Origin of the sequence: Synechococcus sp. TAK9802, from assembly GCF_014279535.1 — a bacterium.
Classification (GTDB): Bacteria; Cyanobacteriota; Cyanobacteriia; order PCC-6307; family Cyanobiaceae; genus Parasynechococcus.
The window spans coordinates 1003013-1015875 of the sequence record NZ_CP047937.1 but is presented as its reverse complement, the minus strand read 5'-3'; the positions used below and the strand labels follow the sequence as shown (position 1 = coordinate 1015875).

Annotated in this window: 15 protein-coding genes; 5 read left to right on the top strand and 10 right to left on the bottom strand. The window is 60.6% G+C overall.

The window, feature by feature from the left end; genetic code table 11:
* The first annotated feature begins 101 nt into the window (after positions 1-101).
* On the top strand, positions 102-872 hold the full coding sequence (locus tag SynTAK9802_RS05960; protein WP_186497796.1) for a helicase DnaB: 771 nt from the start codon (positions 102-104) through the stop codon (positions 870-872).
* A 138-nt stretch (positions 873-1010) separates the two neighbouring features.
* Here the strand turns inward: SynTAK9802_RS05960 and SynTAK9802_RS05955 are convergent, their stop codons facing one another.
* From SynTAK9802_RS05955 to SynTAK9802_RS05945, 3 genes are all read right to left on the bottom strand, one after another.
* Positions 1011-1304 carry a hypothetical protein gene (locus tag SynTAK9802_RS05955; protein ID WP_186497794.1) on the bottom strand — a complete coding sequence of 98 codons (294 nt, stop codon included), beginning with the start codon at positions 1302-1304 and terminating at the stop codon, positions 1011-1013.
* A 950-nt stretch (positions 1305-2254) separates the two neighbouring features.
* Positions 2255-3142, bottom strand: coding sequence for a Coq4 family protein (locus SynTAK9802_RS05950; protein ID WP_255487886.1), 888 nt, complete (start codon positions 3140-3142; stop codon positions 2255-2257).
* A gap of 71 nt (positions 3143-3213) precedes the next feature.
* Complete coding sequence (locus SynTAK9802_RS05945; RefSeq protein ID WP_186497792.1) at positions 3214-3432, bottom strand: hypothetical protein; 219 nt, start codon at positions 3430-3432, stop codon at positions 3214-3216.
* Positions 3433-3596: 164 nt separating this feature from the next.
* On the opposite strand from SynTAK9802_RS05945, the gene SynTAK9802_RS05940 reads away from it, so the two are divergent.
* Entirely contained in the window at positions 3597-3848 is a 252-nt protein-coding gene (locus tag SynTAK9802_RS05940; protein ID WP_255487885.1) for a hypothetical protein, read from the top strand.
* Positions 3849-3910: 62 nt separating this feature from the next.
* Here the strand turns inward: SynTAK9802_RS05940 and SynTAK9802_RS05935 are convergent, their stop codons facing one another.
* The 4 genes from SynTAK9802_RS05935 to SynTAK9802_RS05920 are packed head-to-tail and all read right to left on the bottom strand — an operon-like array spanning position 3911 to position 7106.
* Entirely contained in the window at positions 3911-4150 is a 240-nt protein-coding gene (locus SynTAK9802_RS05935; RefSeq protein ID WP_186497791.1) for a TIGR03643 family protein, read from the bottom strand.
* A gap of 37 nt (positions 4151-4187) precedes the next feature.
* Positions 4188-5075 carry an N-acetylmuramoyl-L-alanine amidase gene (locus SynTAK9802_RS05930; RefSeq protein ID WP_186497790.1) on the bottom strand — a complete coding sequence of 296 codons (888 nt, stop codon included), beginning with the start codon at positions 5073-5075 and terminating at the stop codon, positions 4188-4190.
* Positions 5057-6754: a M61 family metallopeptidase gene (locus SynTAK9802_RS05925; protein ID WP_186497789.1), complete on the bottom strand. Its 1698-nt coding sequence runs from the start codon at positions 6752-6754 to the stop codon at positions 5057-5059. The genes SynTAK9802_RS05930 and SynTAK9802_RS05925 overlap by 19 nt, the downstream gene beginning before the upstream one ends.
* A 1-nt stretch (position 6755) precedes the next feature.
* The gene (locus SynTAK9802_RS05920; protein WP_186497788.1) at positions 6756-7106 is read right to left on the bottom strand and encodes a DUF1257 domain-containing protein; all 351 of its coding nucleotides are present in this window, start codon (positions 7104-7106) and stop codon (positions 6756-6758) included.
* Between the two features lie 72 nt (positions 7107-7178).
* On the opposite strand from SynTAK9802_RS05920, the gene purN reads away from it, so the two are divergent.
* Complete coding sequence (gene purN / locus SynTAK9802_RS05915; protein ID WP_222929017.1) at positions 7179-7739, top strand: phosphoribosylglycinamide formyltransferase; 561 nt, start codon at positions 7179-7181, stop codon at positions 7737-7739.
* Here the strand turns inward: purN and argC are convergent.
* Positions 7730-8803 (bottom strand): N-acetyl-gamma-glutamyl-phosphate reductase, encoded by a 1074-nt coding sequence (gene argC, locus SynTAK9802_RS05910; RefSeq protein ID WP_186497786.1) that lies wholly within the window; start codon positions 8801-8803, stop codon positions 7730-7732. The genes purN and argC overlap by 10 nt on opposite strands.
* Before the next feature lie 137 nt (positions 8804-8940).
* Here argC and ribBA point away from each other — a divergent pair, with 137 nt between their 5' ends.
* The gene (ribBA, locus tag SynTAK9802_RS05905) at positions 8941-10536 is read left to right on the top strand and encodes a bifunctional 3,4-dihydroxy-2-butanone-4-phosphate synthase/GTP cyclohydrolase II (RefSeq protein ID WP_186498059.1); all 1596 of its coding nucleotides are present in this window, start codon (positions 8941-8943) and stop codon (positions 10534-10536) included.
* Here the strand turns inward: ribBA and SynTAK9802_RS05900 are convergent, their stop codons facing one another.
* Positions 10537-10980 (bottom strand): peptidylprolyl isomerase, encoded by a 444-nt coding sequence (locus SynTAK9802_RS05900; RefSeq protein ID WP_186497785.1) that lies wholly within the window; start codon positions 10978-10980, stop codon positions 10537-10539.
* Between SynTAK9802_RS05900 and mtnP the strand changes: the two genes are divergently transcribed.
* Positions 10979-11929: an S-methyl-5'-thioadenosine phosphorylase gene (gene mtnP, locus SynTAK9802_RS05895; protein ID WP_370586385.1), complete on the top strand. Its 951-nt coding sequence runs from the start codon at positions 10979-10981 to the stop codon at positions 11927-11929. The two genes, SynTAK9802_RS05900 and mtnP, sit on opposite strands and share 2 nt — an antisense overlap.
* Here mtnP and murQ read toward each other — a convergent pair.
* Positions 11911-12861: an N-acetylmuramic acid 6-phosphate etherase gene (murQ, locus tag SynTAK9802_RS05890; protein WP_186497782.1), complete on the bottom strand. Its 951-nt coding sequence runs from the start codon at positions 12859-12861 to the stop codon at positions 11911-11913. The two genes, mtnP and murQ, sit on opposite strands and share 19 nt — an antisense overlap.
* Positions 12862-12863 lie beyond the last annotated feature (2 nt).

The following is a 12863-nucleotide window of genomic DNA, read 5'->3' as shown; positions in this document are numbered from 1 at the left end:
GCAGTCCTGCCGAACGTATCCAGAATCTGACGGGATGCCCGAATAAGAGGACACCACAGCTAGTTTCATGTCATCTTCCGCTGACCCCATTTCCATCCCCCATGGCTGAGCCATTGCGATGGACAACAGCTCTCTTGGCGACGGCAGCGAGCCTGTGTCTGGTTGGTCAGGGGTCACACCCGGTTGCTGAGGTTGGGGATCAGGCTCCTGTTGTGGTGGAGGACAGACTCGAGCCCACAGATTTCTCGCCCGAAGAACTGAAGCTGCTGCAACGGCGCTTCGGGGTGCACGGCCCCCAGACGCAGCTGGCCCAGCTGTTCACCAGCGGGATGGATCAGCTCCAACCGTTGCGCGCATCCACCCTGGATCGTCTTCGCGAGCTGAAGCCGGTGATTCTTCGGCAAGCAGCGGCGCATCAGGTGAATCCGATGCTGATCACCGCTGTTCTTTTTGACGAAATTCAGCACTCCAAGCCGGGGGAGAGCCTCCCCTTCATCGCCCATTCCGGCTTGGTGAAGACCCATGGACCGGCCCAGATCAGCGTCTCAGAACTGATCCATCAGAACCGGCTGCCGGCGAATCCAACGCAGGAGAAAATCACCTGGGCCCGCAATCAACTGCTGGACCCCGAGATGAACATCACCCTCTTGGCGGCGAAGTTTCAACGGCTGAAGCTGGCCCTTGGCCTGCCGCAGAACTTGATGCTGCAGGCGAGTCGCTCTTACCTGGATGCCAAGGCGATCGCCACCCTCACCTATCTCCACAACGGAAAATTGGATTACCCAGCGCGGGTGTTGGGCTACATGCAGGACCCTGAACTGCACGGGTTGATTTACGGCGGTCGCCAACCGAATCCCGACATCACGGTCTAGGACTTACATCGGAAATCCAGAAGCCAAATCAGGTGCGGACAAGAAACAACAAACCCCGCTATTACTGACAGGCTGAATGTTCTGTTGATAGATAGGGCACGAACACATCAACGCTCCTCCTGTTCCACTTCTGCTACGTCAGAAGGGCCGCACAGGGAAGCGGGCACACATTCCATCCCAGCAACAGCTTTTGACTTCGCCCTTGTTCGTGAAGTCCTCAACGATGGAACACGTGAAATGCGTAGTTGCAGTATTCACATCATTCCTGGTGGTGGCTTCAACATTCATCGCTTGGTGCAGCATGACCCCCAAGCCAGCGATTGTTGCAGCAGAGAATCCAGCAAGGTAGAGAATCACTCGATCTTTCATGGATTGATTTTTCCGGTGAACAGATAAACGACGGCGAAGCAGATCAGAACCAGTGGAACGCATTCGTGAAGAGGACGTAGAACGTCGTCCTGTCGACTCCGATGAGTGTTTCAATCATGGACGCCTCTTGGGCTTGATTTGATCTTCAAAAAAGCAGTAAGAACCAATCACCCACAATCCACCTATGATGAAACTTACGAAAGCCGGAACTCCCGCCACATAGAGAGCGGAGACAAAAAACAGAGTGAATGGAAATGCAACCATGTTCAATCACCTCATCGAGCGAGACATGACATCGCCAACGATGTCTGCATTGCAAGTTGCGGTGCTTCTGCTTGCATCAGCAGAAGGAATATTGAATGCGGCGAGTCCGGCAACGATCTCCATAGGAGCCATTGCGCAGACAACCCCTGTCGTTGCTTGCCTCAGGAAAGACTCACACTCGACGGTTCTATTAGAGGTGATGTTGATATTGATCATCAGTTTGAACTGTTGCGGAGGTCATCCCTCCTCGACCTCTTCACCATCGCGGTTCCAGATGGGAATCACCTCACTCAACCGAGGGATTTATTCAGCCGGTCTCATCCCCTATCTGGGTCGCCAGAAACAAACCCCGCCTTGCGACGGGGTGAATGTCTTATCGAGAGATAGATATTAAGAAGAAAAGCTCTATTTTCTAATCACCAATCATCCATCAGCAGGAACATCCTTAGCGCGAATGACATGGAAAATAAGTATCAATCCAAGTTTCCAATTTTACTTCTTAGAGGCTTATGCGGCAACGGGGTGTCAAGGCAGGTTCCGTTGTAGCAGCACGTTAAAAGTGGAGTTTGGTCACGCAACCAAGGGCGACTACAGCTGAAGTCGTCGGTTATTGCTTTAACTCCAAGTCAGGCAAGAACGCCCAGAGTGCTGATGACAAATGAGAGAGAGATTGCGGTAAGTGGGTCAGCTTTTAAAGATTGGTTGGCCATAGCAAGTGAATAGATCATCGATAGCAAGGCAAAAAACAATTATTTCAGTTGCAACCCATAGATGTTTTCGAACTCATCCTTAAACGGCGATGTTTTCAGGACATCGCTGATTCCCAGCTCTTCGTGCCAATCGGTGATCGACTTTTTCCATCCCTCTTCCCAGCGAGGTGAGAAAAGATCAGGGACGATCTGGCCAACCGCGATGCCAAAACCGATGGCATCCCAGATCAGCCTGCGCGCACTTGGTTCATAGGCACCGCGCAGCATCCATGAAGTAAGAATTCCTATATCAGTGGGGACTGATCGAGTGCTTGCATAAAATGCCAATGCAGCAGCTTCACCGGCCACTGTGATCGGAAGACCAAGAATCGTGTGGTGAATATCATGCAACCGTATATCTCTGGTTATTGCGAATTCTTCATCGGTTTGAGATTCTGGAATCTGCGTTTGATCAACCAAAAAAGAAATCCCAAGTTTCTCCAAACGGCGTTGCGTGCACCAGCCCAGGCTCCCTTTGGGCATGGCAGCCATTTGCTCAAGATCGGGCCATCGTGGTAAGGGCCTGTTGGCTAACAGCTCCTGAACTGGTGGGGTAGCCAGGATTCTATCGATAGCATCTTTCTGGAGCTGAGTATTGCCTGGAATCCCAAGATATCGGCCGGATTTCCCAATTCGTTCCGGCTGTTTTGCTGCCTGAAGAAGGATCGAAATTCCTAGTTTGGTGACACCCTTGGAAAATGAGGAGCGTACGAAATTCTTTGGTGTTGAAGTCATCGGTTGATGAAGCCCTGCGATCAATGTCGCTGGAACCTCAAACGATTTGTTCCCCCAAAAGGGTGATTTGTTTCTGAGTCTTCGCTGAGTTGGCGGAATCTGATTGACCAGCCGCGAAGAGTCAGCCGTGACGGCCTGCTGCGGCAAAGCCAACAACGAGGTTCTTGATCTCAACAGAGATTGAGCGAAACCCTTGCTTCGTTATGGCCAATAGCTTTTAAGGCCTAATTGGCAATGCAGTACTTGCCTGACTTCCGATACCTATTGGGGCAGGAGTGACCGGTGCGGATGAAGGCATCCTTGGAGTTCTTGCTGGGCATGCAGTAATCACCGGAGGAGCGGTACGAGTAAGGGCAGCCACCCAGCTTGGGCAGCGGGGCTTGAGCCAACGCTGGACGGGAAGAAGACAGCAGCAAGGCTGCGATGGCGATCAGAACTCGCATGGCTGACGATTAGCTCGTTCCCATCCTCATTTGGGAGGTGGCATGACAGCAGACCGATCGTGCGATCCCTCAGGTGAGGGAGTTGATCAGCTCTGCCTCTCCCCCATATGGGGGATGTGGACGCCCCCCTATCTCTTGAAGCATCGATCCAGCACGGCAGATCGATGAAACAACTCCTTCACCTGCTGGCATTTGGCCTGATTGTTCCAACAGAAGCGCTTGCTCAGGTGGACGCCGAAGTGGCAGCTCAGTGCAGAGACGCCAGGGATTTCTATGGCTGCGTCAGGGCCTTCAACACTCCGGTCCGGCGTTCCGATGACAATGCCCCTTTTGACGGCGTGATGGGGCAAGTGGCTGCAGGTCTGATCTCAGGCCCGACTTACCGCAACGCACCCACGACTTTCCCCGGGGCATGATCCGGCGGGTCTTGTTGAAGGGATCCTGCGGGGCGTCATGCGCTGAACCGATCGGGCTCCATTCACTTGTGGCAGCTCGCCCGGAATCGATCGGAGCTGCTGGTGGCGGCGTGTTTGGTTTTGCGGCCGCTGACCCGCTTGCGCCAAAGCTTGAACGATGACGCTTTCATCTCTTGCCGCATCACTGCGATCACCTGCGGCTCGGAGAGTCCGAATTGAAACTCGATCGCCTCAAAGGGCGTTCGGTCTTCCCAGGCCATTTCGATAATGCGATCAAGATCCTCGCTGGGGAGCGTTTTCACCGACGCAGTACACAGGAATGCGAACGCTAACGACGCATCAACTCACGCAGAGGTCACCGAGGGCCGCCAGCCGCCTCTGAAGTTTCGACCAGTCAAAACTGCGGGGATCATCCCGTTCTCCGCCCAGATCCACATGGCGATGGGTGGTGATCGCCGCTGGAGGGAGATTGAAGGAGCGGATCCAACCCGATAACACCAGGGCCAGCGCGTCGTATTGCTTGGAGGTGTAGCCAACGTGGGAACGGTTAGCACTCGCGCCTGATGGTGGTGTCTCCAAGCTCAGATGCAGAGCAAAGTTGTTGATGGAACCCTTGAGCTTCCTGTTGGTGATCGCCCACTCCCCCAGAAAGGCTGAAAAACCTGCGCCATAGGCCCGGCTCAAGGGATCCACCAGATCCAGAACGCGTCCGTCCTGGCCCACCAGGGTGTGATAACTGACCTGATCCTCATCGCGGGGATGGGGTGTCATGAAGGTGTTCAGAGCGGAGCTCAAGGAGTAAACGGTTTCGTGCAGCACCACCACCCTCGGCGTGGCGTCGATCACACGGCCGTAGGCGTCCTTGTCGTAACGCTCGCCAAAATTGGTGGGATCGATCTTCACGAAGGTCCGCCAGGAACTCGAACGGGCATCGAGCTGGTTCAAACGCGACCGCAACGCCCTGTCCACACCCGAACACTGCCGGGCCAGGGGCGATCGCCAGGAGCGCGACTTCGGTGGTAACGGCACTGAAGCGGAGGGGTTGTCCTCCCGTTGGCGACCACGCTCCATCCCCACAGAAGAGAGCTTCCTTTGCTCCATCAACGACCAACTGGTCAGCCCCAGAGCCAACGTCCCCGCTGCAGCAACGCTGATGGCGAGCGGACGGTGCTGCTCAACGCGGTTCCACACACCGGTGCAGAGACGGCTTAGACGATCTCGAACCATCGATCCCGCAATTGCCGTTGTTCCGTTGTGCACCCAGGATCCCAATCCAACGTCCAATGGTCCACACCCGCATCAGGGAAGAGCTGGGTCTCCTTGAGCAGGCTGCGTCGTGAATAGGTGACGCGCACACACTTCTGCTTCTCAAGCAGAACTGCGAGGTCACTGCTGCGACGCACACGGTAGCCATTGATCGCCAACAGCTCATCACCCACCACAAGCCCTGCCTGTTGACCGGGACTGTCACGCCGCACCCGCTGAATCAAAGCGGCGCCCTCAGCATCCTTGAGGGTGAGTCCATGATCGGGATGCTTGAGTGGCACAGGGTCAATGCGCAGCCCCAGAGCCTTCACGCAATCAAGCAGGGGAACGGCCTCGGGCTGGTCAAGCCATTGATCCAGATCCGAGGCAAGATCGCCATCCCATCGAGCCACTGCCGCCTTGATGTGATCACGGCTGTAGCCACGGGCCTGACGGCCGGGGCCCTGCCACAACTCCCGCAGGATCGCGGCCATGGAGTGGCCGCGCTGCCGCAGGCGCACGTCGAGGCAGAAGGCCACCGCTGCACCGAGGCGGTAGTAGCTGATCTGGCTGTCCCGTGAGGCTGGCGTCGCTTTGTACAGCTTGATCCACGCCTCACGGGCACTGGCCGCCAACGACTGGATCGAGCAACCGGGTGACATCAGCACGCTGGACAGCTCCTCCCCCAGATCCTTGAGCAGGGTCGGTCGATCCGAACAGCCCGCCAAAAGGGGGAGGCTGAGGTCGAAGTAGCTGGTGATTCCCTCAGCAAACCAGAGGCCTTCGGTGATCACCGCCTGCCCGTAGTCGTAGGGGCGAAGCTCAACGGGCCGCAGCCGCCGCACATTCCACTGGTGCAGGTATTCATGGCCGATCAGCTGCAACAGCTGCCGGTACCCCTTGGGCTTGGCCAGAGCCGACCAACTGAACTGCAGCACAGCACTGTGATCGTGTTCCAGGCCGCCATAGCCCTGATCGAGCAGTTGCAGCACGAGCTGGTAGCGGTCCCCCGCCGGGGGAGGGGTTCCCAGCAAGCGACAGGTGGCACTGCACACCTTCTCGATGTCGCTGATGAAGTTCGGCGGCCAACCCATCGGTGGCGTTCCGATCAACAACAGCTCATGGGTCTTGCCCTCCACCATGAAGGGTTCTGCCTGAAAAGGCCCCGCATGCAGCGGGCTGTCCACGAGGGCATCGAAATCGGCAGCAACCCAGCCCTCAGCGCTGGGCTCCAGCGGCAGATGCACACTCCAGTGCTCCGGAGCCGTGACGGCAACATGGTGTGGTGACCAGCGGCAACCGTCGATGTCCATCGCCACAGCAGCGAGGCAGAGCGATGCGAAATCAGGATCCAGCAACCCGGTGCGGACGGTGAGATCCCGGGCTTCAAGCTGATAGTTGAGCGTGAGCGGGCTCAGGTCCGGCAGATCACAGAGCCACTGGTGCGGCGCCATCCGACGCACCGGAAGCTCCTCACCATTGGCCAACAGCTGCAGGCTGTGGAGGTGCTGGGCGTGATCACGAACCGTGTACGACCCCGGTGTCCACACCGGCAGTTGGAAGGTCTGGCGTTGGGTCTGCGGTGTCCACTCGATGGACACCGCGATGGTCTGTGTTTCGGGATGGCTCAGATCGAGCCGGATCTGAACCGGTTCGAACACGTCAGTTGGTCTGCAGAATCAGCTCAGCGGAACCCATGCCACCAAGGCGCACCTCGTCGATGGCGTAGAGCAGGGCGTAGCGGCGGGTCACCCGTTGCAAGCGCTGTTCAAGCCCGGGCTGGCGGCTGATGCGTTGGATGTCGCCATGCATCACGATTGTTCCGTCCTCCCGCTGGGTCCAGCCCAGGGGCATGGCTAAGCCCTGAAACGCGAGCACATCCACGGCATGGAAGTCGTCCGCGAAACCCTGCAATTCGGTCGATCGCTCCACCGTGAAGCCCTCATCACCAAGGGCCTGAACCAGACGCTCGAGGTCGGTGAAGACAGTCGGCAGGATGGAGAGATGGGACATGGACCGGACCCCGCTTTGACAGACCCTAGCCACAACAATCGAGCTGACCAGGCCCCGCTGCAGCTGGGGGTGATGGCATCCGGAAGCGGCAGCAACTTCGAGGCCCTGGCCCTGGCCATTCAGGCGGGGACTCTCAACGCGCGGATCCAGCGGCTAGTGGTGAACAATCCGGGCTGTGGTGCCCAGCAGCGGGCGGAGGTTCTCGGCATTCCGGTGTCGGTGCTTGACCATCGCCTGATCAAGAACCGGCGCGAGCTGGACGGCGAACTGGTGCGCCTGTTCCGCGCCGACCAGGTGGAACTGGTGGTGATGGCGGGGTGGATGCGCATCGTCACCGAGGTGCTGGTCAGCGGCTATTCCGATCGCCTGATCAACATCCACCCCTCACTGCTGCCCAGCTTCCGTGGCTTGGATGCCATCGGGCAGGCCCTGGAGGCCGGGGTGAAGGTCACCGGCTGCACGGTGCACATCGTCACCGAGGAGCTGGATGCCGGTCCGATCCTGGCCCAGGCCGCTGTTCCTGTTCTCGATGGGGATGACCACGCCAGGCTCGCCAAACGGATTCAGGAGCAGGAACACCTGCTCCTGCCCAGGGCACTGGCTGAGCTGAAGCCCACCTGGCGTCAGGGATAGAACGACTGCAGTGGCAGCCCCGTCTCCGGAGCGAGGCCCGCCATCAGGTTGAGGCACTGCACGCCCTGCCCCGCCTGACCCTTGATCAGGTTGTCGATGGCACTCATCAACACCAGCTGGCCGGTGCGGGTGTCCACCTGAACCGACAGCAGGGCGCGGTTGGTGTGGCGCGCCCACTTGGTGGCGGGATAGGTGCCCACCGGCAGAACCTGAACGCAGGGGTGGTGGCGGTAGATCGCCTCCAGAACAGTGGTGCAATCCTCGGCGGTGAGGCCGGGGTCGCGCAGGCGGGCGTACACCGTGGAGAGCAGTCCGCGCACCATCGGCACCAGATTCGGCGTGAACTGAAGCCGCACCTCCTGGCCAGCCACCTCCATCGCCATCTGCTCGATCTCAGAGGTGTGGCGATGGCCGATCACGCCGTAGGGCGCGATGGATTCCGACGCCTCCGCCAGCAGCATCGCCTCCTTCGGCACGCGTCCTCCGCCGGAGGTGCCCGTCTTGGCATCAATGATGATGCCGCTGGTCTCGATCAGGCCCTGCTTGAGGAACGGCAGCAGGGGCAGCAGGCTGGCGGTGGGGAAGCAACCCGGAGCAGCAACAAGCTTGGCGTCAGCGATGGCAGGGCCGTTCCATTCCGGCAGGCCGTAGACGGCACCGCTGCAGAGTTCAGCGTCCTGACGGTTGAGGGAGCCGGCCTCCTTGGCATACACCTGCAGCCACTGCTCCAGGGAGCGGTAGCGGAAGTCGGCGGAGAGGTCCACCACCCGCACACCCCGCTCCAGCAGTTGCGGTGCCAGCTGACAGGCCAGGCCGTTGGGGAGGCTCAGAACAGCAAAATCGGAACAGGCCGCAATCCGATCCGGATCCGCTGATTCCACCGTTGGGTCATCCGGCAGGGGCAGGAAGGAGCAGATGGAGCTCCAGCGTTGGCCAGCACTGCGTTCACCGCCAAGAAAACTCACAGACAGGCCGGGGTGGCCCTGAAGCAGACGGATGGTCTGCAGGCCGCCGTAGCCGGAGGCGCCGATCACAGCAACCCGTCCGCCCTTCACCGTTGCCATCGCTTCAACCGCCGACGTTGTCCTGCCTGCCATTGAACCAACTAGCCAACGGTTGATCGTACAGAGATCAATAATGAAGTCATCTCCCGGCGACCAGGCTCCTGAACCCCAGTTCCCTTGACCCCGCGAACGAACCGATCGCGTTTGATGCCATCAGCGACGCCCTGGCGGCGATCCGCAATGGGGAATGCGTTGTCGTGGTGGACGACGAACAACGGGAGAACGAAGGCGATCTGATCTGCGCGGCCCAGTTCGCCACCCCGGAAGCGATCAACTTCATGGCCACCGAGGCACGGGGCCTGATCTGTCTGGCCATGGAGGGGCAGAGGCTGGACGAACTGGATCTGCCGCTGATGGTGGACCGCAACACCGATGCCAACGAAACGGCATTCACCGTGAGCATCGATGCCGGCATCGAACATGGCGTGACCACCGGCATCTCCGCCGAAGACCGCGCCGCCACGATTCAGGTGGCCCTCAACCCAGCCACACGGCCAGCAGAACTGCGCCGCCCTGGGCACATCTTTCCCCTACGCGCCCGTCCCGGCGGCGTGCTCAAACGGGCCGGTCACACCGAAGCCGCCGTGGATCTGGCTCAGCTGGCGGGCCTGAGCCCCTCCGGAGTGATCTGTGAAATCCAGAACAGCGATGGCTCGATGGCCCGCTTGCCCGAGCTGCGCAGCTACGCCGATCGCTGGGGGCTGAAGCTAATCAGCATTGCTGACCTGATCCGCTACCGGCTGGAGAACGAGCGCTTCGTTCGCCGCATGGCCCAGGCCCAGATGCCCAGCCGCTTCGGCAGCTTTCAGGCGGTGGGCTACCGCAACGAACTGGATGGCTCAGAACACGTGGCCCTGATCAAGGGTGAGCCCAATGCCCTGAGCGAACCTGTGCTGGTGCGCATGCATTCCGAATGCCTCACCGGCGATGCCTTCGGCTCACTGCGCTGCGACTGCCGGCCCCAGCTCGAGGCGGCCCTGCGTCAGATCGAAGCGGAGGGCGAGGGTGTGGTCGTTTACTTGCGCCAGGAAGGGCGGGGCATCGGCCTGATCAACAAATTGAAGGCCTACAGCCTCCAGGAAGCCGGGCTCGACACCGTTGAAGCCAACGAGCGGCTTGGCTTCCCGGCGGATCTGCGCAACTACGGCGTTGGCGCACAGATCCTCTCCGACCTCGGCATCCATCGGCTGCGGTTGCTCACCAACAACCCCCGCAAGATCGCCGGCCTTGGCGGCTATGGCCTGCAGGTGGAGGAGCGGGTGCCTCTGGTGATGGACCCCGGTGCCCACAACGCCGACTACCTGGCGGCCAAGCGGGAGAAGCTCGGACATCTGTTCGAATCCGAGAGTCCCTGCGTGGTGCTGGCTCTGGCGGTGAACGTGGGCCCCGAAAGCTGGCCCACCATTCGCCAGGAAGTGGAAGCCATCGCCCAGCGCCATGGCTTCAGCCTTGAGGCCCTGCACGAACCCCGCTTGTTAGCGCTCTGGGATCGACCGCAATTCGTCTGGAAACTGATTCCCGACGGCGCCGATGCAGCCCCCCTGCTCAAGAGCCTGGCGGCCCTGGCGGCCACCGAGCGGGTGGGTCTGATGCGCGTTCCCACGGAGCGGATGGCGTTGCACCCGCCCCAGACCCTGGAACGGGTGGAACATCAACTCAATGAGTTGATCAACCTGGGCAGTGACGGGCTGCTCGAAAGCGGCCCGTCACTGCTGCATTGGACCCGGAGCTGATCAGCCTTCCTGGATCGTCACTTTGTTGATCTTGGAGCCGTTGGCCAGCTTCAGCACCACGTCCATGTTGCCGGTGTGGCCGAACACGGTGTGCACGCCATCGAGGTGAGGCTGGGCCTCATGGCAGATGTAGAACTGCGAGCCGCCGGTGTTGCGACCGGCATGGGCCATAGCCAGGGTGCCGGCCTGGTGCTTCTGCTGGTTGATCTCGCAATCGATCTGGTAGCCGGGGCCGCCGGTACCGGCCATGCCGCGGGCGCCTTCACGGCTGTTGGGGCATCCCCCCTGGGCCATGAAGCCGGGGATGACGCGGTGAAAGGCCAGACCGTCGTAAAAGCCATCCTTGGCCAGCTTCACGAAGTTGGCGACGGTGTTCGGGGCATCGGCTTCGAACAGCACGAGCTCGATCAGGCCTGCTTCAGTGTCCATCAAGGCCTTGGTCATGGTGGCGCGAGCAAAATTGGAGTGTAAAGAGACGCCGACCATGCCCGACCTCTCCCAAGCCCGCGTCGGTGTGATCGGCGGCAGCGGCCTCTATTCGATCCCCGGCTTGCGGCAGGTGGAGGAACGCACGGTCGACACACCCTTCGGAGCACCATCCGACCAACTGCGCCTGGGTGAGCTCGAGGGCGTCGAAACCGTCTTCCTGGCCCGCCACGGCCGCCATCACCATCTGCTTCCCAGTGAAGTGCCCTACCGGGCCAACGTCTGGGCGATGCGTTCACTGGGGGTGCGCTGGCTGATCTCGCTCTCGGCGGTGGGGTCCCTGCAGGAGCATCTGCAGCCGCGCGACATGGTCGTGCCCGATCAGTTCATCGACCGCACCCGTGACCGGCCCGCCAGTTTCTTCGGCGACGGCTGCGTGGCCCACGTCAGCCTTGCGGACCCCTTCTGCCCCAATTTGAGTGCCCTGTTGGCCGATGCCGCCGAACAGGGTTTGCCGGAGGGTCGACGGCTGCACCGGGGTGGCACCTATCTCTGCATGGAGGGCCCCGCTTTCTCCACCCGGGCCGAAAGCAAGCTCTACCGCTCCTGGGATTGTTCGGTGATCGGGATGACCAATCACACCGAAGCCCGTCTGGCCCGGGAAGCCGAACTGGCCTATGCCTCCCTTAGCATGGTCACCGACTTCGACTGCTGGCATGAGGATCACGACGCTGTCTCGGTGGAGATGGTGATCGGCAACCTTCAGGCCAATGCCTCAGCCACCGAACCGATCCTGAGTGGATTGATGCAGCGGCTCAAACAGGACCCTCCCTCCTCGCCGGCCCACACAGCCCTCGCCAACGCCCTGATCACCCCCAAAGATCAAGTCCCGGAACAGACCCGGTCCAACCTTGATCTGTTCACCGCCCCCTACTGGGGACCGTTCGATCAGGCTTCCGCCAGCTGAGCGCAGCAGGCGGCCAAGGCCAGCCGCAACTGTTGGTTGTGCTGCTGCAGAAGAGCCTTGGCCTGGTCCACCGACAAGGCTGCAGCGGCCATCAACAGGGCGAGTTTCACCGATCCGCCGGCCTCCTCCAGCAGCGTCAGCCCCCGCTCACGCTCCACACCGGCAAGATCCCGCAGGATCCGCAGGGAACGGTCCACCAGTTTGCTGTTGCTGGCGGCCACATCCACCATGCGGTTGCCGTAGACCTTTCCCAGCTTCACCATCACAGCGGTGGAGAGGGTGTTCAAGGCCAGTTTTGTGGCGGTTCCAGCCTTCATCCGGGTTGATCCCGTCAGCAGCTCAGGGCCCGTGAGCAGGCGGATGTCGATGTCGCAGGGCAGGGGCGCCTGCTCCGTTGGGACACAGGCCATGGCGATGGCAAGAGCTCCGATGCTTTTGGCAAACGCCAGCCCACCGCGCACATAGGGGGTGGTGCCGCCTGCGGCGATGCCCACCAGGCAGTCCTTGGCACAGAAGCCCCGCTCCTCGAGATCGGCACGTCCGGCGGCCTCAATGTCCTCAAGCCCTTCCGAGCTGCGCAGCAACGCGGCGGAGCCACCGGCGAGAACACCTTGCACCTGCTGGGGATCACTGCAGAAGGTGGGCGGACATTCCGCGGCATCCAACACACCCAGCCGTCCGGAGGTGCCAGCACCCAGGTAGAAGAGCCGGCCGCCGGCACGGAGGCGCTCAGCAACAGAATCAACCGCCTGGGCTAGCGCCGGAGCCACAGCGGCAACAGCTTCCTGGGGGCGACGATCCTCGTCTGCAAACAACTCCACCAGCGCCAGGGTGTCGAGCTGATCCAGGCGTGAACTGCGCCGGTTGCTCTGCTCGGTGAGCAGGTGGCCGCGGTCGCTGGAGGGCTGCAGATCGGGGTCGAATACGGCCATGG